This window comes from Mucilaginibacter sp. SG538B (assembly GCF_013376065.1).
Lineage (GTDB): Bacteria > Bacteroidota > Bacteroidia > Sphingobacteriales > Sphingobacteriaceae > Mucilaginibacter > Mucilaginibacter rubeus.
Map to the genome: position 1 here is coordinate 239,305 of NZ_JABMJI010000004.1, position 17,346 is coordinate 256,650.

A 17,346-nucleotide genomic window follows, 5' to 3' on the forward strand; every position below is an offset into this window, starting at 1 on the left:
TGTTGCACAACATTAAAGCCAACGGTAATGAATGTTTCGCGTGTTGTAAAACGAATAAATAAATGTTTTTTGTAGAGACGCGTGTGATGCGTCCCCCGCTCCCGCAAGCGTCCTCGCTTGTGGGCACCATGCTAAGTTGTAAGAGGGCTTTTCACATTGTATACCTGAACGCGGGCCACAAGCGAGGACGCTTGCGGGAGCGATGATTTTAAACTTGAAAGCCACTGCTATTGACGGCCTTAGTGAGCAACAGTTTAAAGAAATTGCTGAAGGTGCAAAAGCAAATTGTATCATCTCCAAAGCCTTGAATGTGCCTATTTCACTGGATGTAATTTACGCTTAAGTAAATTTTGCTTTGGTATGCTATTCAGAGGACCGGTGAAGCCGGTCCTTTGTTTTTATGTTGAATGCTGTCATTTTTAATAACCGCCACGGGTTACGATTTAAGAATAATATAAATTTCACCGCTACCGCAAGGCAATGTCATTAAGTTATGGAACATTCCCAGAGGGGGAACCGGTTGTAGCAATATATTATACCGAACACAACCGTGCCAGAGGTACGGAACACCGGAGTTGTGTACCTCTGGCACACTAAAAACACTGTTTATTTGATTTCTACAAACCTTTTGCACCTCTGGTGCAACCTGTCAATCCCTGTCTTTACATTGAACCTAAACGCGGGCTACAAACGAGGACGCTTGCAGCAGCGATGGGACCAAACTTCCTGCCACGTTAGGGATTGCAGCGGAAAACCCACAGCTTGGGCAGGCATTAGTGATCGGGGCAAGGCGAGGATTTGCAGCGGAAAGCCCGGGCCGCAGGCAACGCCATTATCTGTTTTCATTAGAGGAAAGAATATCTTATCAAAACCTGAGTTCCTAAATAAACGATTCTACCCTTTCTTCTTATTTACATTTATCTGTCTTCAGCTCAACAAAATATACTATCCAGCCCAAATCAATTCCCTCATCCATTCCTGCCTATAATACCTTATATTAGTATAGGTTTTCGTAACCAGCCAATTGTATTCCGGTTTCTCATTTTAAAAAGTCGAACATGAAAAAGGTATCGCTGTTATTTGTGTTCCCTGTGGTGTTGTTCGCTACCTATTTGTTTGCGTTCCAGGGAAAAAAATTAAAAGTATCGGGCAAAACAAAACCGGCAATCCCGGTAATGTGCGGATCGGGTATAGTGCAGGATGCAGATACGGCGGGGAACGGCAAATTTATACAGCGCTTGCCCGGCTGGGGGCATCATAATTATGCCATAACTGCCCATAATGACAGCGCCCGGTTTTATTTTAACCAGGGCTTAACTATGTATTACAGCTATCACATGAAGGAGGCATTCGCGTCGTTCAAAGAAGCGTCGCGCTTTGACCCCTCGGCTGCCATGGCTTACTGGGGGCAGGCTTTAAGCCAGGGCCCTTACTATAACGCAGGCGGGCCGTATGTTGCGCCCGCCGGTTTGCCTGCTGTTTTGAAACAAATGAACGCTGTTGCCGGCAGTGCCCCCGAAAAGGAAAAAGCCTTGATAGCGGCGATGAACCTTCGTTACCCGCAGGGGGGCACCAACGCAAGCGACAATGAAGCTTATGCACAGGATCTGAAGAAACTGATGCAGGCTTACCCAACCGATGCCGACCTTAAGATGCTGTATATCGACGCGGTAATGCTCATTCACCCCTGGGATTTTTGGGCGCCCGACGGTACCGATAAACCCTGGACAGCCGAACTGGTTACCTTGTGTAAAGGCGTTTTAAATACCAATCCGGAGCACCCGGCGGCGCTGCATTATTATATCCATTTAACCGAGGCTTCGCGTAACCCCGGCGCCGCGCTGGCCAATGCAGGGGCTTTAAAAAGGTTGTTCCCCGGTATCGGGCATATGGTGCATATGGCCAGTCATGTTTATCAGCGCAATGGTTTGTATTTTCAGGGTGTTGACGCTAATGAAAAAGCAGCAAAATGTATTGTTACTTATGCCGCCCTGGCGCCCAATTTAAAGCTCACAAAAATAAACTCTCATTTTTACGCTGTCGAAACACTTTGTGCCTTTAACGGGGCTATGTACGAGCGGGGGATGGAAGCGGCCCAACGCTGCCGCAATGCGGTAAAACCTTCGGCAGGCGATACTTATTCGCAATATCTGTACATGATGCCCGTATTTACGATGATGCGCCTTGGCAAATGGCACGAACTGCTGAAAGACAGCGTTGGCCCCAATGGCGACTGGGCTTATGCGCAGGTGTTATACCATTTTGCCCGCGGAATGGCATTTCTGTATACGGGCGGGCAGGATTCGGCCGTGGCCCAGCTTGCTTTATTGCGTGGCAGGCTTGATGATGCCTCTTTAAAACAGCGGCATATTCCTTTTAATATCGCGCTGGATGGCGCCACTGTTGCCGAAAATATATTGGATGGTGCTATTTTACTTGGCCGCAATAAGTTTGATGATGGCATGGCAGCTTTAAAAAAAGCAGTGCAAACAGAAGATAACATGATTTACTCGGAGCCTGCCGAGTGGCCTATCCCGGCAAGGCAGTTTCTCGGGGCCTACCTGCTCAAAACCGATTATAACCCGCAGGCCGAAAAAGTTTTCCGCGAAGACCTGGAACGTAACCCGGGTAACGGCTGGTCGATGCTGGGAATGTACCAAAGTTTAAAGGCGCAAAACCGTACTGAAAAGTTGCCTTATTACAAGGCGGGCTTCACGCGCTCGTTTTCGCATGCCGATGAGGTGCCCGTAAGTTCGGTGGTTATGAATTAAGGTAATGTTCCGGGCGACAGGTGCGGTGCCGGTTTTTGTTGGTTAGCTTTCGGGGAAAAATCTAAATACTTTTGTAGTTTAGACTCAAATCTAAAAAGCCTTAAACGAAATTTAAGTGAACAGATACCTAACCCAAAGATTTGTTTTAAGTGCCCTTTTTATAATCGCAATAATATTAGCGGGGATTCAATTTTTAAGCGACCGGGGCGTATGGCTTGATGAAGCTGTATTAACCCTTAATTTAATACACCGTAATGCTGTTGGTCTGTTCCGGCCTCTTGATTATAATGGGGTTGCGCCTGTGTTGTTCCTGCTTATTCAAAAAGCATTTATATCGCTGGTGCCCAGATCTGATTATGCGCTTAAGGTATTTCCACTTATCTGCTATTTGGCGTTCCTGCCTCTGTTTGCCCGGATACTAAGCAGGCTTTTCAAAAGCATTTACAGCATTATTTTAGGATTGAGCCTGGTTGTTTTTAATCAAACCATAATTTATTACTCGAGCGAGGCCAAGCAGTATATTGTCGATCTTCTGGTAATTACCATATTCTATTATCTGTTGATTGAAGAGAAAGCATTAAAGGGGTTTTACTATAAGCTTTTGGTACTGGGCTTAATCTGCATATATCTCTCCAACATCACACCGATTATCCTGCTTACGGTTGATGTATACCTGTTTTATAAATCGAGATCGGAAAATAGGCCCCTGGGCAGGCATTTTATAATCACCAATTTGTGTTGGGGTGTTTTCTTTGCTTTATATTATTTTGTGTTTATCTACAGCCACCCAACACAACATAAAATGGTTGGTTACTGGTCAAACGCGGGTGCTTTTATGCCCCTTGATTCGTCGTTTTGGGGGTGGATAGCAGGTCGTTTTCACGGCATTTTTTATTTTCTTTTTTACTTCGGGCAACTTATCGGGAGCTGTATTATGGCATTATTCGGCTTGGGGGTCATACTGTTGGTTAGGTACAGAAGATACGATCTCATGATATTAACATTACTGCCGGTTTGCGTCCATCTTGTTTTATCCGGGCTTAAATTATATCCATTTGAAACCCGCTTATATTTGTACTTAACCCCTGGCCTGGTCATTACGTGTGTATTTAGCTGTGAGTTTTTAGTCACCGGGCTATCTCATCTGAGATTTGGAAAAGTTATCGGTTTTATCTTTTTACTGCTTCCGGCATTAATGGCCAGGGTTGTATTTATACATCAGCCACCGTACACGCAGCATGATGATATTAAAAGGGGGATTGAAACCATCAATAAAAAATTTGAAAAAGGCGATGCCCTTTATACCGGCAACTTAACAGGCTTACCGGTAAAATACTATAAAGATTTAGGTATTATAAATGAGGGGCTCGATGTAATCTATAGGGATGGCCTTTTAAATACGCATCCTCCTTATGCCGTTAAGCGTTTGTGGGTACTTACATATTCCGTTGAAGATCAACCCCGGAAACTTTCTGAACTATTGAAAAGCAGGCAATTAATAAAAAAAGACAGTTTTGAAACCCGCGGCGGTGTACGCTTTAGCTTGTTTGCGCAAGACAATGCACTTGTTCAAAAAAAATAGTTGCCATAGTAAAGAACTGAATATTTAGAAAGGCCTTAATAGAAACAGCAGGAGGATTTCATTTTTCGGAATGCTGGCTTATGGTGTCCGACTGTTAATTGTTTGCATTAGGGTACAAAAAACATTGTTTAGTTAATGTTGGAGGAACTAAAAGTGACAAAAAAACTGATTTTCTGAAATAGGAGTTAAACCGTCCATGGATTAGATACTATTAACCCTTTTATTTTTTTAAAGTCACCGGTATTGCGTGAAATCAGCGTAAATCCAAGCGATTTGGCGGTAGCTGCTATGATGGCGTCGGGAGTTTTTATCTTGTGTGCCTTTTTAAGTTGAATAGTCTGATCTATAATTTCATCCGATATGGAATCATTATACAAGCACCAATAAATTCATTTAATAATTGGTCAGTTTCAGGAGAATTTTTATAGCCTAATACTTCAATTTTTACAATTACAGAAACAACAGGAGTTTCATTGATTACATCATTCATCCAAAGCATACCTTTTTCAGGCAGATTGCCGCTCAGATAATCAATTATAGCGTTGCTATCAATCAAATATCCCATTCTTTACGGCTTTGTTTAATGTGTTCCTGGAGTTTCTCAGCATCAGCGATTGGTAATTTGCCAGCAAATTTATCTGATAACTTTATTTTAGGAGAGGAAGTGTTTTTGAGAACTTTGATCAAATGCAACTTTTCAAGCTCCCTGAGCAGGTTATATGCGTTTTGATTAGTTACTTCTATAAGTAAAGTATCCATTATTTGAAGTTTAAATTCAAATTTATGAAATTCCAATCATTAAATTTAAGCCCTGATCATTGGGATGGCAATTATTGTAGTTGGCATAGCGGATATGGGCTATAGTAACCTTCCCCTTAATCCCCCCAATCTTTAAAAATTTCCCCGGCCCATCTTCAGTTTTACGCCGTCAACCGGGTGATGCGGTAACATACCATCCAAAATGGCTGCGAAAAGTCAAAAAATCAAACCGGCTAATGCTTAGCCAAATACCTTTCAAACATATGTTAAAACGCGGATGCAAAAATTATAAAAAAATAACTTACTAACTATTTGATAATTAATACAAAGTTTCTATCTTTGCCGTCCCTTTCGGGGGAGAAATATGCCTTGAACGAAGCCCTACTGCTTCGATGGGCACAAAAACAATTAAAAAAATGTCAGGAATTATTGGTAAAAAAGTAGGAATGACCAGCATTTTCGACGAAACAGGGAAAAACATTCCCTGCACAGTAATCGAAGCTGGCCCTTGCGTGGTAACACAAGTTAAGTCTGTGGATACAGACGGATACGCTGCTGTTCAGTTAGCGTATGGCGACAAAAAGGAAAAAAACACTTCTGCCCCTCTAAAAGGACACTTCCAGAAAGCCGGTAGCGCTCCAAAGCGTAAACTGGTTGAATTCAAAACTTTCGAAGATCAAAAAGCATTAGGCGACACCGTTACTGTCGACATTTTTGCTGCGGGAGATTTTGTTGATGTGGTAGGTACCTCAAAAGGTAAGGGTTTTCAGGGTGTGGTAAAACGTCATGGTTTTGGCGGCGTGGGTATGCAAACTCACGGTCAGCACAACCGTTTACGTGCGCCAGGTTCTTTGGGTGCGTCATCATGGCCATCACGTGTATTTAAAGGTATGCGCATGGCAGGTCAAACCGGAAACGCCCGTGTTAAAATACAAAACCTTGAAGTAGTTAAGGTTTTCGCGGAGCAGAATCTGTTAGTAGTTAAAGGTTCCATCCCCGGAGCTAAGGGTTCATTCGTAATAGTGGATAAATAAGATGGAAGTTAACGTATTAAACGTATCAGGTAAAGAAACAGGTGCCAAGGTGCAGCTTCCTGAGTCGGTTTTCGGTATTGAGCCAAATGATCACGCTATCTATCTTGATGTTAAGCAATTTCTTGCTAACCAGCGTCAGGGTACACACAAATCAAAACAGCGTAATGAAATTGCAGGTTCAACCCGCAAATTATACAAACAAAAAGGTACAGGCGGTGCCCGTGCCGGTGGTATTAAATCACCATTATTTAACGGTGGTGGCCGTGTATTCGGTCCGCAGCCACGCGATTATAGCTTCAAATTAAACAAAAAGCTTAAATCACTGGCCCGTAAATCAGCTTTATCATACAAAGCAAAAGATAACAATATTTTAGTGTTAGAGGATTTTAGCTTTGATAGTATCAAAACTAAAAACTACATTAAATTGGAGGCCGATCTGAATGTTACTAATGAAAAAACATTATTAGTAGTAGCATCTGCCGAAAATAACAATGTGTATTTATCAAGCAGGAACCTGAAGAAAAGCAAAGTAATTTCAGTTGAGCAGCTTAACACTTATGATGTGTTAAACGCAGGCAAGCTGTTGTTAACTACAGGTGCTGTTAAAACTTTGGAGGAAGCATTAGCTAAGTAATTATGGAAATTTTAAAACAACCCCTACTTACTGAAAAAGTTACTCAGTTAACTGACAAGCTTAACCGTTATGCTTTCAAAGTTGATCACAGGGCTAACAAAATTCAGATCAAGAGTGCCATTGAGGCAATGTACGGTGTAAACGTTACGGCGGTAAACACCATGAAATACGTCGGCAAACTTAAAACTCGCAATACTAAGGCAGGCGCCGTTCAGGGCCGTTCAGCTACTTACAAAAAAGCGATCATTACGTTGAAGGACGGAGAAGTAATTGATTTTTACAGCAATATATAATTATAGAAATGGCAGTAAAGAGATTTAAACCGGTTACCCCGGGTACCCGCTTCAGAGTTGATGTATCTAATTCAGATATCACAACAAACGTTCCTGAAAAATCGTTGGTTGTAGCATCAAACAAAAGATCGGGCGGTCGTAACAACAGCGGTAAAATGACTATGCGCTACTTAGGTGGTGGTCATAAACAAGCATACAGGTTAATTGATTTTAAACGTAATAAGTTTGATATCCCGGCAAAAGTTGCAACTATCGAGTACGATCCTAACCGTTCGGCACGTATAGCCCTGCTACACTTTGCTGATGGCGAGAAAAGGTACATGATTGCTCCGGAAGGCTTAACAGTTGGTACAATTGTAACAGCAGGCGAAACAGCAGCTCCCGAAGTAGGTAATACCTTACCATTAAAGAATATCCCTCTTGGTTCGATCATTCACAACATTGAGTTAAACCCTGGCCAGGGTGGTGTAATTGCCCGCAGCGCCGGTACTTACGCTCAATTATCAGCACGTGATGGCAAATATGCTATCATCAAATTGCCTTCAGGCGAAACCCGCATGATCCTGTCAACTTGTTTGGCAACTATCGGTACCGTTTCAAATGGCGAAAGAGCAAACGCTGTGTTAGGTAAAGCCGGCCGCAAACGCTGGTTAGGCCGCAGGCCAAGGGTACGTGGTGTAGCTATGAACCCGGTAGATCACCCTATGGGTGGTGGTGAAGGCCGTGCCTCAGGTGGTCACCCACGTTCACGTAAAGGTTTATTGGCTAAAGGCTACAAAACCCGTGACAAGAAGAAAACATCGGATCGTTACATCATTGAAAGAAGGAAGAAATAATGGCTCGTTCAATAAAAAAAGGACCTTACATCGATCATAACTTAGATAAAAAAGTTATGGTGCTGAATGATGCAAATAAAAAATCAGTTGTAAAAACATGGTCACGTCGTTCCATGATCTCTCCTGATTTCGTTGGTCATACATTCGCAGTACACAACGGTAACAAGTTTATCCCTGTGTACGTAACAGAAAACATGGTTGGACACAAGCTGGGAGAGTTTGCCCCAACCCGTACATTCCGCGGACACGCAGAAAAGAAAAAATAACAGGCAATGGAAGCAACAACAAAAATTAAAAAGTCTGTACTGATCAGGCAACAAAAAGAAGCTGCGAAAGCTCTTGTAGGCGGCGCTTCTGTTGCTAAGTTACAGGACTGCCCAACTTCACCACGCAAAATGCGTTTGGTGGTTGACTTGATCCGCGGTGAAAACGTTGAGAAAGCGTTATACATATTGAAATTTACTAACAAAGAAGCTGCTATTCGTGTAGAGAAACTTTTGTTATCAGCTATCAAAAACTGGGAAGCAAAAAACGAAGGCAAACGTGTTGAAGACAGCAACCTTTTTGTTAAGGAAGTATCTGTAGGCGGTGGCCGTCAGTTAAAAAGGTTACGCCCTGCTCCGCAAGGAAGGGGATACCGTATCCGCAAACGCTCAAACCACGTAACACTTGTTGTGGATAGTAAAAACGATAACAATTAATTTGAAATGGGACAGAAAGCACATCCAATAGGTAACAGGTTAGGAATCATCAGAGGTTGGGATTCTAACTGGTTCGGTGGCAACAACTACTCCGATAAATTAGTTGAAGACGAAAAAATCCGCAAATACCTTTCAGCTCGTATTGCTAAAGGTGGTGTATCTAAAGTAGTTATCGAGCGTACTTTAAAACGCATTACCGTAACTATCCACACTGCCCGTCCGGGTATTGTGATCGGTAAAGGCGGTCAGGAAGTTGACAAGATCAAAGAAGAGTTGAAAAAACTTACCAAGAAAGAAGTTCAGATCAACATTTTCGAGATCAAACGTCCTGAGCTTGATGCACAATTAGTTGCAGAAGGCATTGCAAAACAATTAGAAGCACGTATCTCTTTCCGTCGTGCCATGAAAACCACAATCGCTGCAACCATGCGTATGGGTGCCGAAGGTATCAAGGTAATGACTTCAGGCCGTTTAGGCGGCGCTGAGATGGCACGTAGCGAGCAATATAAAGAAGGCAGGATTCCTTTGCACACTTTCCGTGCTGACATCGACTACGCATTAGCAGAAGCATTAACTACCTATGGTAAAATAGGTGTTAAAGTTTGGATCTGCAAAGGCGAGGTTTATGGCAAACGCGATCTTTCTCCAAACATTGGCGGTACCAGCAGCGCAAGCGGCAAAGGTGGCAGGCCAGAGGGCGGTGCACCAGGCTTTGGTGGCCGTGGTAACGAAAGAGGCGGCGAGCGCGGCGGTGAGCGTCGTGGCGACAGGAAACCAGGTGGCGATCGTCGTGGCGGTGGTAACCGTCCAGGCGGACAAGGTGGAAACCGTCCGGGTGGACAAGGTGGAAACCGTCCGGGTGGCCCAGGTAAGAGATAATAATTAAAGTACAAGACAAATATCGAATAACGATATAAAAGCTTAAGAAAATGCTACAGCCAAAAAGAACGAAGTTCAGAAAGATGCAAAAAGGCAGGATGAAAGGTTTAGCCACCCGTGGTGCTGAACTTTCATTCGGATCTTTTGGTGTTAAATCACTCGAAGCGGCATGGATTACCAGCCGTCAGATCGAGGCTGCACGTATCGCTGTAACACGTTTTATGAAACGTGAAGGACAGGTTTGGATCAGGATATTCCCTGACAAACCTGTAACCAAGAAACCTGCAGAGGTACGTATGGGTAAAGGTAAAGGTGCTCCTGAATACTGGGTTGCGGTAGTACGCCCCGGAAGGATCATTTTTGAAGCCGAAGGCGTGCCTTTGGAAGTTGCTAAAGAGGCTTTACGCCTTGCAGCACAGAAATTACCGGTGCAAACTAAATTTATTGTACGTAGGGATTACGTAGAAGCATAAATTGAGGAGTTAGTTGAAGAGTTGTAAAGTTTTAATGTTGTGAAGTTAGATGCCGAATTTCACCATTCAAATAAAAACAATACAACGTTTAAACTTACCAACAGACAACAAATAACAAAGAAAAATGAAGAACTCAGAAATTTTGGGCCTATCAACTGAAGAGATTGTTGCTAAGATCAGCGAGGAAAGGGCTACCCTTACCAAATTGAAATTTGCTCATGCAGTTTCAGCTATTGAGAACCCGTCCCGTATAACCAAAGTACGCAAAGGAATTGCTCAGTTAAATACTGAATTAACAAAACGTAAAGCGGCGGCCGCTTCTGAAAAGAATTAATTTTTTAAACATTAGTAAAAATGGAAAGAAATTTAAGAAAAACACGTACCGGCCTCGTAGTAAGCAACAAGATGGAAAAATCTATTGTTGTGGCCGTTGAGCGTAAGGTGAAACACCCTATCTATGGTAAATTCGTAAAGAAAACTACCAAATTCAAGGCTCATGATGAAAACAATACCTGTGGCGTAGGCGATACAGTATTGATCATGGAAACCCGCCCGCTGAGCAAAACCAAAAACTGGCGATTAGTTGAAATTTTAGAAAGGGCTAAATAAGATGGTACAACAGGAATCAAGATTAACAGTAGCCGACAATAGCGGCGCTAAAGAAGTTTTAGTGATCCGTGTATTGGGTGGTACCGGTAAAAGGTATGCATCAATCGGCGATAAAATTGTGGTTACCGTAAAAAGCGCTTTACCATCAGGTAACGTGAAAAAAGGTACCGTATCAAAAGCCGTAGTTGTGCGCACTAAAAAAGAGATCCGCAGAAAAGACGGTTCATATATCCGTTTCGACGATAACGCAGCTGTGTTGTTAAACAACCAGGACGAGCCAAGAGGTACACGTATCTTTGGCCCTGTTGCAAGGGAACTGCGCGAGAAACAATTTATGAAAATTGTATCATTAGCACCGGAGGTATTGTAACATGGAAAAGAAAGTAAAATTAAAGATCCGTAAAGGCGACCTGGTTAAAGTTATCGCCGGCGATTCAAAAGGATCACAAGGCAAAATCGTTGAGGTTTTGGTAGATAAGAACAGGGCTATTGTTGAAGGTGCCAATATGGTATCAAAACATACTAAACCTAATGCTGCTAACCCTAACGGCGGAATTGTTAAACAAGAAGCTGCTATACATATTTCAAACCTAATGCTGGTTGATCCTAAAACAGGTAATACAACCCGTGTTGGCCGTCAAAAAAATGACGCCGGCAAATTAGTAAGGGTAGCAAAAAAATCAGGGGAGGAAATTAAGTAATGACTTACGTACCAAGATTAAAATCAAAATACAAGGACGAAATCCGCACCGCACTGAAAGATAAATTTCAGTACAAAAGCGTAATGCAGGTTCCTAAATTGGAGAAAATTGCCATTAACCAGGGTGTAGGTGGTGCAACTACCGACAAGAAATTGATCGAAAACACCATCACCGAGTTAACTACCATCACTGGTCAGCAAGCAGTATCTTCAAAATCTAAAAAAGATATCTCAAACTTTAAATTGCGTAAAAATATGCCGGTTGGCGTACGTGTTACCCTGCGTGACAACACAATGTACGAGTTTTTGGATCGTTTAATCGCTGTAGCCCTGCCACGTATCCGTGACTTCAAAGGCATCAACGATAAAGGTTTTGATGGCCGCGGCAACTATACATTAGGTATTACTGAGCAAATTATCTTCCCTGAGATAAATATTGACAAAATCAATAAAATCCAAGGTATGGATATTACCTTTGTAACCTCCGCAACAAACGATGTTGAAGCATTGGAGTTGTTGAAACAATTTGGTTTACCATTTAAAAATCAAAATAGCAATGGCTAAAGAAGGTGTAAAAGCACGTGAAGTAAAGCGCGCAAAATTAGTAGCTAAATACGCTGAAAAAAGAGCTGCTTTAAAAGAAGCTGGCGATTACGCTGCTTTAGATAAATTACCAAAAGCATCATCACCGGTAAAACTGCACAACCGTTGCAAATTAACCGGCCGCCCTCGTGGTTATATGCGTCAGTTTGGCATTTCACGTGTTACATTCCGTGAAATGGCTCTTGAAGGCAAGATCCCGGGAGTAAAAAAAGCAAGCTGGTAAGCAAAAGCTGAAAGCAAAAGGCGAAAAGCGTAAGGCATAAAAGCTTTAGGCTTTTTGCTTTATGCATTGAGCTTAAAATGAATGAATTAACCGATGGAAGGTCGCCCGGGATGTTACCGGAAGGAAACCACCGTCATAACACAATAAAATGAATACAGATCCAATCGCAGATTATCTTACAAGAGTAAGGAATGCTATTAAAGCCAACCACCGGGTTGTTGAAATTCCTGCATCAAATCTGAAGAAGGAAATCACTAAGGTGCTTTTCGACAAAGGTTACATTGCAAATTATAAGTTTGAGGATAATGGTCCTCAGGGCACTATCAAAGTTGCTTTGAAATACCACCCGATAACTAAAATTTCTGCTATCCGCAGCATTTCGCGCATCAGCAAACCAGGTTTGAGGAAATACGCAGGTATGGAAAACATGCCACGTGTATTAAATGGTTTAGGTATCGCCATCCTGTCAACTTCTAAAGGCGTTATGTCTGATAAAGAAGCTCGTCAGCAAAATGTTGGTGGTGAGGTTTTATGCTACGTTTATTAACAGAAGAAATTTAAGCAATGTCAAGAGTAGGAAAAGCACCGATAGCACTGCCACAGGGAGTAACCATTACAGTTTCAGCAGATAATGTTGTTACCGTAAAAGGTCCTAAAGGCCAGTTGCAACAGGCAATTGATAGCGATATCACTATTGCACAGGAAGACGGTCAGTTACTGGTTCAACGCCCGTCTGATCAAAAACGTCACAAAGCGTTACATGGTTTATACCGCGCGCTTTTAAATAACATGGTAATTGGTGTAACCGAAGGTTACAAAGTAACCCAGGAATTAGTGGGTGTAGGTTACCGTGCCACCAATACCGGTAATACATTAGATTTAGTGTTGGGTTTCTCTCACCACTATGTATTTGAATTACCGCAAGAAATTAAAGTTACAACCACTGCTGATAAGGGTAAAAACCCAACCATCATCCTTGAATCAATTGACAAACAGTTAATTGGCCAGGTAGCAGCTAAAATCCGTTCATTACGCGCACCAGAGCCTTACAAAGGTAAAGGTATCAAGTTCCAGGGCGAGATTTTGAGAAGAAAAGCAGGTAAATCAGCATCTAAAAAATAATCGTCATGGGAGCTAAACTATCAAGAAGAGACAGGATTAAAAAAGGCATCAGGAAACGCCTTTCAGGGTCAACAGAACGTCCCCGCCTGTCAGTATTTAGAAGTAATAAAGGTATTTATGCGCAGATCATTGACGATGTAACCGGTAAAACTTTAGTTTCAGCATCATCTTTATCAAAAGATTTTGCCGCTGAAGGTACAAAATCAGATCAATCAGTAGCTGTAGGCAAACTGGTAGCTTCAAAAGCTATCGCTGCAGGTATTAAAGATGTGGTTTTCGACAGGAACGGTTACCTGTACCATGGCCGTGTTAAGTCATTGGCCGAAGGTGCACGTGAAGGTGGTTTAAACTTTTAATCGAAAAGAGAAATGTCAACAATCAACATAAAAAGAGTAAAAACAAGCGAGATCGAATTAAAAGACCGCTTGGTAAGCATACAGCGTGTTGCCAAAGTAACCAAAGGCGGCCGTACTTTCAGCTTCTCTGCTATCGTGGTAGTAGGTGATGAAAACGGTGTTGTAGGTTACGGTTTAGGTAAAGCTAAAGAGGTAACTGAAGCTATTGCTAAAGGCATTGATGATGCTAAAAAGAACCTGGTAAAAGTTCCAATCATTAACGGAACTGTACCTCATGAGCAAATTGGTAAATTTAGCGGTGGTTTTGTTTTCATTAAACCAGCTGCTAACGGTACCGGTGTAATTGCTGGTGGTGCTATGCGTGCCGTATTAGAATCGGCAGGTGTACACAACGTATTGGCAAAATCAAAAGGTTCATCAAACCCGCACAACGTGGTAAAAGCAACCGTATCGGCATTAGCCCAGTTACGTGATGCAAATACAGTAGCACAACAGCGCGGAATTAGTTTAGGTAAAGTATTTAACGGATAATCAGTCATGGCTAAGATCAAAATAACACAGATTAAGAGCGTGATCGACAGAACGGAACGCCAGAAAAAAACAATCGAGGCTTTAGGCTTGCGTAAAATTAACCACAGTGTGGAAGTTGAGGCTACACCTGCTATAGTTGGGATGGTTAGGAAAGTGAACCACCTGGTAGCGGTTGAAAATATTTAATATCATGAATTTAAGTAATTTAAAACCTGCAGAAGGTTCAACCAAAAATAGAAAAAGAATTGGCCGTGGTACAGGTTCTGGCCGTGGCGGTACGTCAACCCGTGGCCACAAAGGCGCCGGTTCACGTTCAGGTACCAGCACCAAGGTAGGCTTTGAAGGCGGTCAGATGCCTTTACAGCGCCGTGTGCCTAAAGTGGGCTTTAAAAACCCTAACCGTGTTGAGTACACAGGTGTAAACCTTGACGTACTTCAGGAATTAGTAACAAAGTTTTCGCTTACTGCTGTTGATTTTGATACTTTGAAAGAGCACGGTTTGGTATCACGTAACGACCTGGTTAAGATCCTGGGTCGTGGTGAGCTTACTGCCAAATTAGAAGTTAAAGCACATGCATTTACTGCTACAGCTCAAAAAGCTATTGAAGCTGCAGGTGGTACCATAGTTAAGTTATAATTTCGATGAAGAAATTTTTCACCACATTATCCAATATCTGGAAAATCGAAGATCTGAGAGTGCGTATTACTAACACACTCTTATTTCTTTTAATATATCGTGTAGGCTCATTCGTGGTTTTACCGGGCGTTAACGCCGCGGTAGCATCAACTCAAAAGGCAGAAGGATTAGTAGGATTGCTGAATATGTTTGCAGGAGGATCGTTTTCACGTTCCTCTATTTTCGCGTTAGGTGTTATGCCTTACATTTCGGCTTCAATTGTGGTGCAACTGCTGGGTATTGCCGTTCCGTATTTTACCAAATTGCAAAAAGAAGGTGAAAGCGGTCGCAACAAGCTTAACCAATGGACCCGCTACCTGACAATAGGTATTACCTTTTTACAGGCTATAGGTTACCTTAAGTCGCAGGTTGCTGCTGATGCAAGGACTATTGCCGATCCTTTTACCTTTATCTTCATTAACACGTTTGTGTTAACGGCAGGTACATTATTTGTAATGTGGTTAGGCGAAAAGATCACCGATAAAGGTATCGGTAATGGTATCTCACTTATTATTATGGTGGGTATCATTGCTCAGTTACCAATGGCGTTTACTACCGAGTTCGTTTCGCGTAATGGCGGTGCCGGTGGTTTAATTGCTTTCATTGTGGAGATCGTAGGTCTTATTGGTGTAGTAATGTTTACTATACTGATAGTACAGGGAACACGTAAAATTTCGGTACAATACGCTAAACGTATTGTGGGTAACAAACAATATGGCGGTGTACGCCAGTATATACCTTTAAAGGTTAATGCTGCAGGTGTAATGCCAATCATATTTGCTCAGGCATTGATGTTTATCCCGCAAACTGTATCGCAGTTTTTCCCTAACGTATCATCAAACGGTATATTGATAGCTTTAGCTAACTATAACTCATGGGAGCATAACCTGTTGTTTGGGATATTGATCATCCTGTTCACTTACTTCTATACCGCCATTACGGTTAATCCTAACCAAATGGCCGATGATATGAAGAAGAATGGTGGCTTTATCCCGGGCATTAAACCAGGCCGTACTACTGCAGAGTTTATTGATGGCGTAATTTCAAAGATCACTTTACCAGGATCAGTATTCCTGGCTATTATAGCAATCATCCCGGCATTGGCCAGTTTGGTTGGTGTATCTCCGGTATTCGCAAGGTTCTTCGGCGGTACATCGCTGATCATCCTGGTGGGTGTTGTTTTGGATACATTACAGCAAATAGAAAGTCACCTGTTGATGCGCCATTATGATGGTTTAATGAAAACCGGACGGATTAAGGGACGTACAGCTATGCCTGCCGCTGCCGGTACCAGTCCGACAGCGATTTAATTAGCAATGTCAAAAATCAATTATAAGTCTGTCGAAGAGATAGAACTCATAAGAGAAAGTTCTTTACTTGTTTCAAAAACACTCGGAGAGATAGCTAAGGTTATTGCTCCGGGTGTTAAAACAATTGAACTGGATAAGCTTGCCGAAACCTTTATACGGGACAACGGCGGGATTCCTGCCTTTTTAAACTATCACGGATTTCCTTATTCACTGTGTATCTCCCTGAATGACCAGGTTGTACACGGCTTCCCCGGATCGCATGTTTTAACTGAGGGCGACCTGGTATCAGTTGATTGCGGCGTTGTTTTAAATAAATACTACGGCGACTCGGCTTATACCTTTGCCATTGGTGAAGTTAACGACCAGGTTAAAAAGCTGATGCGTGTAACGCAGGAATGCTTAAAGCTGGGTGTTGAAAAGGCGGTTGTAGGGATGCGTATTGGTGATATAGGATACGCGGTACAGGAGCATGCCGAAAAGAACGGCTTTGGTGTAGTAAAGGAACTTGTTGGCCATGGTGTAGGATTAAAGCTGCACGAAAAGCCCGAAGTACCTAACTATGGCAAACGCGGTGCCGGTATCAAACTGGAAGAAGGCATGGTGATAGCCATTGAGCCCATGATCAATGCCGGCCGTGCCGGTGTTAAGTTTTGGGATGATGGCTGGACAGTTTCAACATCTGACAAGAAACCTTCGGCACATTATGAGCATACAGTAGCGGTACGAAAAGGTACTCCAGACATTTTATCGACGTTTGATTACGTAGAAAATGTTTTAAAAGAAAAAAATAATAATTAAATAATTTTTTATTAATTTTGCATCCCGGTTTTAGGGCGGATAATTAAGTAATAATCAACAAAATATGGCTAAACAATCTTCGATTGAGCAAGACGGTACAATTAGAGAGGCATTGTCAAATGCAATGTTCAGAGTTGAACTTGAAAATGGTCATGAGATTATAGCGCACATATCGGGCAAAATGCGTATGCACTACATCAAAATTCTTCCTGGCGACAGGGTGAAGCTGGAAATGAGTCCATACGATTTAACAAAGGGTAGAATAACCTATAGATATAAATAAAAAGATGAAAGTTAGAGCATCCATCAAAAAGCGCAGCGCTGATTGCAAGATCATCCGCCGTAACGGGAAACTTTACGTTATTAACAAGAAGAACCCGAAGTTTAAACAACGCCAGGGCTAAGAAAAATTAATTTTGAATTAGTGAATTAGTGAGTTGTTGAATTTATCAGCAT

The 17,346-nt window shown here is 42.3% G+C and carries 30 protein-coding genes; 27 read left to right on the top strand and 3 right to left on the bottom strand.

Annotation, left to right across the window (positions count from 1 at the left end; translation table 11 throughout):
- The first annotated feature begins 202 nt into the window (after positions 1-202).
- The 3 genes from FHW88_RS21935 to FHW88_RS21945 all read left to right on the top strand — a co-directional run bounded on the left by FHW88_RS21935 (position 203) and on the right by FHW88_RS21945 (position 4,353).
- Positions 203-343: a hypothetical protein gene (locus tag FHW88_RS21935; protein ID WP_175490012.1), complete on the top strand. Its 141-nt coding sequence runs from the start codon at positions 203-205 to the stop codon at positions 341-343.
- Between the two features lie 715 nt (positions 344-1,058).
- Positions 1,059-2,771, top strand: a complete 1,713-nt coding sequence (locus tag FHW88_RS21940) for a hypothetical protein (RefSeq protein ID WP_218117269.1) — start codon at positions 1,059-1,061, stop codon at positions 2,769-2,771.
- Between the two features lie 115 nt (positions 2,772-2,886).
- Positions 2,887-4,353, top strand: coding sequence for a hypothetical protein (locus FHW88_RS21945; RefSeq protein WP_090529294.1), 1,467 nt, complete (start codon positions 2,887-2,889; stop codon positions 4,351-4,353).
- Between the two features lie 185 nt (positions 4,354-4,538).
- Here FHW88_RS21945 and FHW88_RS30440 read toward each other — a convergent pair whose 3' ends face one another.
- Genes FHW88_RS30440 through FHW88_RS21960 form a run of 3 tightly spaced genes read right to left on the bottom strand, consistent with a single transcriptional unit; the run spans position 4,539 to position 5,112 of the window.
- The gene (locus FHW88_RS30440; protein WP_176627927.1) at positions 4,539-4,730 is read right to left on the bottom strand and encodes a PIN domain-containing protein; all 192 of its coding nucleotides are present in this window, start codon (positions 4,728-4,730) and stop codon (positions 4,539-4,541) included.
- Positions 4,697-4,918 (bottom strand): hypothetical protein, encoded by a 222-nt coding sequence (locus tag FHW88_RS21955; RefSeq protein WP_176627928.1) that lies wholly within the window; start codon positions 4,916-4,918, stop codon positions 4,697-4,699. Before FHW88_RS21955 ends, FHW88_RS30440 begins: the two co-directional genes overlap by 34 nt.
- Complete coding sequence (locus FHW88_RS21960) at positions 4,906-5,112, bottom strand: hypothetical protein (protein ID WP_090529288.1); 207 nt, start codon at positions 5,110-5,112, stop codon at positions 4,906-4,908. The genes FHW88_RS21955 and FHW88_RS21960 overlap by 13 nt, the downstream gene beginning before the upstream one ends.
- A 416-nt stretch (positions 5,113-5,528) precedes the next feature.
- Between FHW88_RS21960 and rplC the strand changes: the two genes are divergently transcribed.
- The 24 genes from rplC (at position 5,529) to ykgO (ending at position 17,294) form a co-directional block, all read left to right on the top strand.
- Positions 5,529-6,146, top strand: coding sequence for a 50S ribosomal protein L3 (gene rplC, locus FHW88_RS21965; protein ID WP_090529696.1), 618 nt, complete (start codon positions 5,529-5,531; stop codon positions 6,144-6,146).
- 1 nt (position 6,147) lies between these two features.
- Complete coding sequence (rplD, locus tag FHW88_RS21970) at positions 6,148-6,780, top strand: 50S ribosomal protein L4 (protein WP_090529285.1); 633 nt, start codon at positions 6,148-6,150, stop codon at positions 6,778-6,780.
- A 2-nt stretch (positions 6,781-6,782) separates the two neighbouring features.
- A complete protein-coding gene (gene rplW / locus FHW88_RS21975) occupies positions 6,783-7,073 on the top strand; it encodes a 50S ribosomal protein L23 (protein WP_090529282.1) in 291 nt (96 codons plus the stop codon).
- Positions 7,074-7,081: 8 nt separating this feature from the next.
- Positions 7,082-7,909: a 50S ribosomal protein L2 gene (gene rplB / locus FHW88_RS21980; protein ID WP_090529279.1), complete on the top strand. Its 828-nt coding sequence runs from the start codon at positions 7,082-7,084 to the stop codon at positions 7,907-7,909.
- The gene (gene rpsS, locus FHW88_RS21985) at positions 7,909-8,175 is read left to right on the top strand and encodes a 30S ribosomal protein S19 (protein WP_022832979.1); all 267 of its coding nucleotides are present in this window, start codon (positions 7,909-7,911) and stop codon (positions 8,173-8,175) included. The genes rplB and rpsS overlap by 1 nt, the downstream gene beginning before the upstream one ends.
- Before the next feature lie 6 nt (positions 8,176-8,181).
- Positions 8,182-8,610, top strand: a complete 429-nt coding sequence (rplV, locus tag FHW88_RS21990; protein ID WP_090529276.1) for a 50S ribosomal protein L22 — start codon at positions 8,182-8,184, stop codon at positions 8,608-8,610.
- Between the two features lie 6 nt (positions 8,611-8,616).
- Positions 8,617-9,489 carry a 30S ribosomal protein S3 gene (gene rpsC, locus FHW88_RS21995; RefSeq protein ID WP_090529273.1) on the top strand — a complete coding sequence of 291 codons (873 nt, stop codon included), beginning with the start codon at positions 8,617-8,619 and terminating at the stop codon, positions 9,487-9,489.
- Positions 9,490-9,539: 50 nt separating this feature from the next.
- Positions 9,540-9,962: a 50S ribosomal protein L16 gene (gene rplP, locus FHW88_RS22000; RefSeq protein WP_090529269.1), complete on the top strand. Its 423-nt coding sequence runs from the start codon at positions 9,540-9,542 to the stop codon at positions 9,960-9,962.
- A 124-nt stretch (positions 9,963-10,086) separates the two neighbouring features.
- Positions 10,087-10,296 carry a 50S ribosomal protein L29 gene (rpmC, locus tag FHW88_RS22005; RefSeq protein WP_090529266.1) on the top strand — a complete coding sequence of 70 codons (210 nt, stop codon included), beginning with the start codon at positions 10,087-10,089 and terminating at the stop codon, positions 10,294-10,296.
- Between the two features lie 20 nt (positions 10,297-10,316).
- Positions 10,317-10,571, top strand: a complete 255-nt coding sequence (gene rpsQ, locus FHW88_RS22010; protein WP_090529263.1) for a 30S ribosomal protein S17 — start codon at positions 10,317-10,319, stop codon at positions 10,569-10,571.
- Between the two features lies 1 nt (position 10,572).
- On the top strand, positions 10,573-10,941 hold the full coding sequence (rplN, locus tag FHW88_RS22015) for a 50S ribosomal protein L14 (RefSeq protein WP_090529260.1): 369 nt from the start codon (positions 10,573-10,575) through the stop codon (positions 10,939-10,941).
- A gap of 1 nt (position 10,942) precedes the next feature.
- Positions 10,943-11,272 (top strand): 50S ribosomal protein L24, encoded by a 330-nt coding sequence (rplX, locus tag FHW88_RS22020; protein WP_090529257.1) that lies wholly within the window; start codon positions 10,943-10,945, stop codon positions 11,270-11,272.
- Positions 11,272-11,835 carry a 50S ribosomal protein L5 gene (gene rplE, locus FHW88_RS22025; protein ID WP_090529254.1) on the top strand — a complete coding sequence of 188 codons (564 nt, stop codon included), beginning with the start codon at positions 11,272-11,274 and terminating at the stop codon, positions 11,833-11,835. The genes rplX and rplE overlap by 1 nt, the downstream gene beginning before the upstream one ends.
- Entirely contained in the window at positions 11,828-12,097 is a 270-nt protein-coding gene (gene rpsN, locus FHW88_RS22030; RefSeq protein ID WP_090529250.1) for a 30S ribosomal protein S14, read from the top strand. The genes rplE and rpsN overlap by 8 nt, the downstream gene beginning before the upstream one ends.
- Before the next feature lie 148 nt (positions 12,098-12,245).
- Positions 12,246-12,644: a 30S ribosomal protein S8 gene (gene rpsH / locus FHW88_RS22035; protein WP_090529247.1), complete on the top strand. Its 399-nt coding sequence runs from the start codon at positions 12,246-12,248 to the stop codon at positions 12,642-12,644.
- Positions 12,645-12,661: 17 nt separating this feature from the next.
- On the top strand, positions 12,662-13,219 hold the full coding sequence (gene rplF, locus FHW88_RS22040; protein WP_090529244.1) for a 50S ribosomal protein L6: 558 nt from the start codon (positions 12,662-12,664) through the stop codon (positions 13,217-13,219).
- Positions 13,220-13,224: 5 nt separating this feature from the next.
- Positions 13,225-13,575 (top strand): 50S ribosomal protein L18, encoded by a 351-nt coding sequence (gene rplR / locus FHW88_RS22045; RefSeq protein ID WP_090529241.1) that lies wholly within the window; start codon positions 13,225-13,227, stop codon positions 13,573-13,575.
- Positions 13,576-13,587: 12 nt separating this feature from the next.
- Entirely contained in the window at positions 13,588-14,106 is a 519-nt protein-coding gene (gene rpsE, locus FHW88_RS22050; RefSeq protein WP_090529238.1) for a 30S ribosomal protein S5, read from the top strand.
- Positions 14,107-14,112: 6 nt separating this feature from the next.
- Entirely contained in the window at positions 14,113-14,292 is a 180-nt protein-coding gene (gene rpmD, locus FHW88_RS22055) for a 50S ribosomal protein L30 (RefSeq protein WP_022833274.1), read from the top strand.
- Positions 14,293-14,296: 4 nt separating this feature from the next.
- Positions 14,297-14,743 carry a 50S ribosomal protein L15 gene (rplO, locus tag FHW88_RS22060; protein ID WP_090529235.1) on the top strand — a complete coding sequence of 149 codons (447 nt, stop codon included), beginning with the start codon at positions 14,297-14,299 and terminating at the stop codon, positions 14,741-14,743.
- Between the two features lie 5 nt (positions 14,744-14,748).
- A complete protein-coding gene (secY, locus tag FHW88_RS22065) occupies positions 14,749-16,092 on the top strand; it encodes a preprotein translocase subunit SecY (RefSeq protein ID WP_090529231.1) in 1,344 nt (447 codons plus the stop codon).
- Between the two features lie 6 nt (positions 16,093-16,098).
- On the top strand, positions 16,099-16,890 hold the full coding sequence (gene map, locus FHW88_RS22070; RefSeq protein WP_090529229.1) for a type I methionyl aminopeptidase: 792 nt from the start codon (positions 16,099-16,101) through the stop codon (positions 16,888-16,890).
- Positions 16,891-16,954: 64 nt separating this feature from the next.
- Complete coding sequence (gene infA, locus FHW88_RS22075; RefSeq protein WP_022833270.1) at positions 16,955-17,173, top strand: translation initiation factor IF-1; 219 nt, start codon at positions 16,955-16,957, stop codon at positions 17,171-17,173.
- A 4-nt stretch (positions 17,174-17,177) separates the two neighbouring features.
- On the top strand, positions 17,178-17,294 hold the full coding sequence (ykgO, locus tag FHW88_RS22080; RefSeq protein WP_022833269.1) for a type B 50S ribosomal protein L36: 117 nt from the start codon (positions 17,178-17,180) through the stop codon (positions 17,292-17,294).
- The last annotated feature ends 52 nt before the right edge of the window (positions 17,295-17,346 follow it).

What these genes read in the sequence shown, in the direction of transcription:
- FHW88_RS21935 (WP_175490012.1), top strand. Translation starts at nt 203, where the DNA reads ATGATTTTAAACTTGAAAGCCACTGCTATTGACGGCCTTAGTGAGCAA.
- FHW88_RS21940 (WP_218117269.1), top strand. Translation starts at nt 1,059, where the DNA reads ATGAAAAAGGTATCGCTGTTATTTGTGTTCCCTGTGGTGTTGTTCGCT.
- FHW88_RS21955 (WP_176627928.1), bottom strand. Translation starts at nt 4,918, where the DNA reads ATGGGATATTTGATTGATAGCAACGCTATAATTGATTATCTGAGCGGC.
- FHW88_RS21960 (WP_090529288.1), bottom strand. Translation starts at nt 5,112, where the DNA reads ATGGATACTTTACTTATAGAAGTAACTAATCAAAACGCATATAACCTG.
- rplC (WP_090529696.1), top strand. Translation starts at nt 5,529, where the DNA reads ATGTCAGGAATTATTGGTAAAAAAGTAGGAATGACCAGCATTTTCGAC.
- rplD (WP_090529285.1), top strand. Translation starts at nt 6,148, where the DNA reads ATGGAAGTTAACGTATTAAACGTATCAGGTAAAGAAACAGGTGCCAAG.
- rplW (WP_090529282.1), top strand. Translation starts at nt 6,783, where the DNA reads ATGGAAATTTTAAAACAACCCCTACTTACTGAAAAAGTTACTCAGTTA.
- rplB (WP_090529279.1), top strand. Translation starts at nt 7,082, where the DNA reads ATGGCAGTAAAGAGATTTAAACCGGTTACCCCGGGTACCCGCTTCAGA.
- rpsS (WP_022832979.1), top strand. Translation starts at nt 7,909, where the DNA reads ATGGCTCGTTCAATAAAAAAAGGACCTTACATCGATCATAACTTAGAT.
- rplV (WP_090529276.1), top strand. Translation starts at nt 8,182, where the DNA reads ATGGAAGCAACAACAAAAATTAAAAAGTCTGTACTGATCAGGCAACAA.
- rpsC (WP_090529273.1), top strand. Translation starts at nt 8,617, where the DNA reads ATGGGACAGAAAGCACATCCAATAGGTAACAGGTTAGGAATCATCAGA.
- rplP (WP_090529269.1), top strand. Translation starts at nt 9,540, where the DNA reads ATGCTACAGCCAAAAAGAACGAAGTTCAGAAAGATGCAAAAAGGCAGG.
- rpmC (WP_090529266.1), top strand. Translation starts at nt 10,087, where the DNA reads ATGAAGAACTCAGAAATTTTGGGCCTATCAACTGAAGAGATTGTTGCT.
- rpsQ (WP_090529263.1), top strand. Translation starts at nt 10,317, where the DNA reads ATGGAAAGAAATTTAAGAAAAACACGTACCGGCCTCGTAGTAAGCAAC.
- rplN (WP_090529260.1), top strand. Translation starts at nt 10,573, where the DNA reads ATGGTACAACAGGAATCAAGATTAACAGTAGCCGACAATAGCGGCGCT.
- rplX (WP_090529257.1), top strand. Translation starts at nt 10,943, where the DNA reads ATGGAAAAGAAAGTAAAATTAAAGATCCGTAAAGGCGACCTGGTTAAA.
- rplE (WP_090529254.1), top strand. Translation starts at nt 11,272, where the DNA reads ATGACTTACGTACCAAGATTAAAATCAAAATACAAGGACGAAATCCGC.
- rpsN (WP_090529250.1), top strand. Translation starts at nt 11,828, where the DNA reads ATGGCTAAAGAAGGTGTAAAAGCACGTGAAGTAAAGCGCGCAAAATTA.
- rpsH (WP_090529247.1), top strand. Translation starts at nt 12,246, where the DNA reads ATGAATACAGATCCAATCGCAGATTATCTTACAAGAGTAAGGAATGCT.
- rplF (WP_090529244.1), top strand. Translation starts at nt 12,662, where the DNA reads ATGTCAAGAGTAGGAAAAGCACCGATAGCACTGCCACAGGGAGTAACC.
- rplR (WP_090529241.1), top strand. Translation starts at nt 13,225, where the DNA reads ATGGGAGCTAAACTATCAAGAAGAGACAGGATTAAAAAAGGCATCAGG.
- rpsE (WP_090529238.1), top strand. Translation starts at nt 13,588, where the DNA reads ATGTCAACAATCAACATAAAAAGAGTAAAAACAAGCGAGATCGAATTA.
- rpmD (WP_022833274.1), top strand. Translation starts at nt 14,113, where the DNA reads ATGGCTAAGATCAAAATAACACAGATTAAGAGCGTGATCGACAGAACG.
- rplO (WP_090529235.1), top strand. Translation starts at nt 14,297, where the DNA reads ATGAATTTAAGTAATTTAAAACCTGCAGAAGGTTCAACCAAAAATAGA.
- secY (WP_090529231.1), top strand. Translation starts at nt 14,749, where the DNA reads ATGAAGAAATTTTTCACCACATTATCCAATATCTGGAAAATCGAAGAT.
- map (WP_090529229.1), top strand. Translation starts at nt 16,099, where the DNA reads ATGTCAAAAATCAATTATAAGTCTGTCGAAGAGATAGAACTCATAAGA.
- infA (WP_022833270.1), top strand. Translation starts at nt 16,955, where the DNA reads ATGGCTAAACAATCTTCGATTGAGCAAGACGGTACAATTAGAGAGGCA.
- ykgO (WP_022833269.1), top strand. Translation starts at nt 17,178, where the DNA reads ATGAAAGTTAGAGCATCCATCAAAAAGCGCAGCGCTGATTGCAAGATC.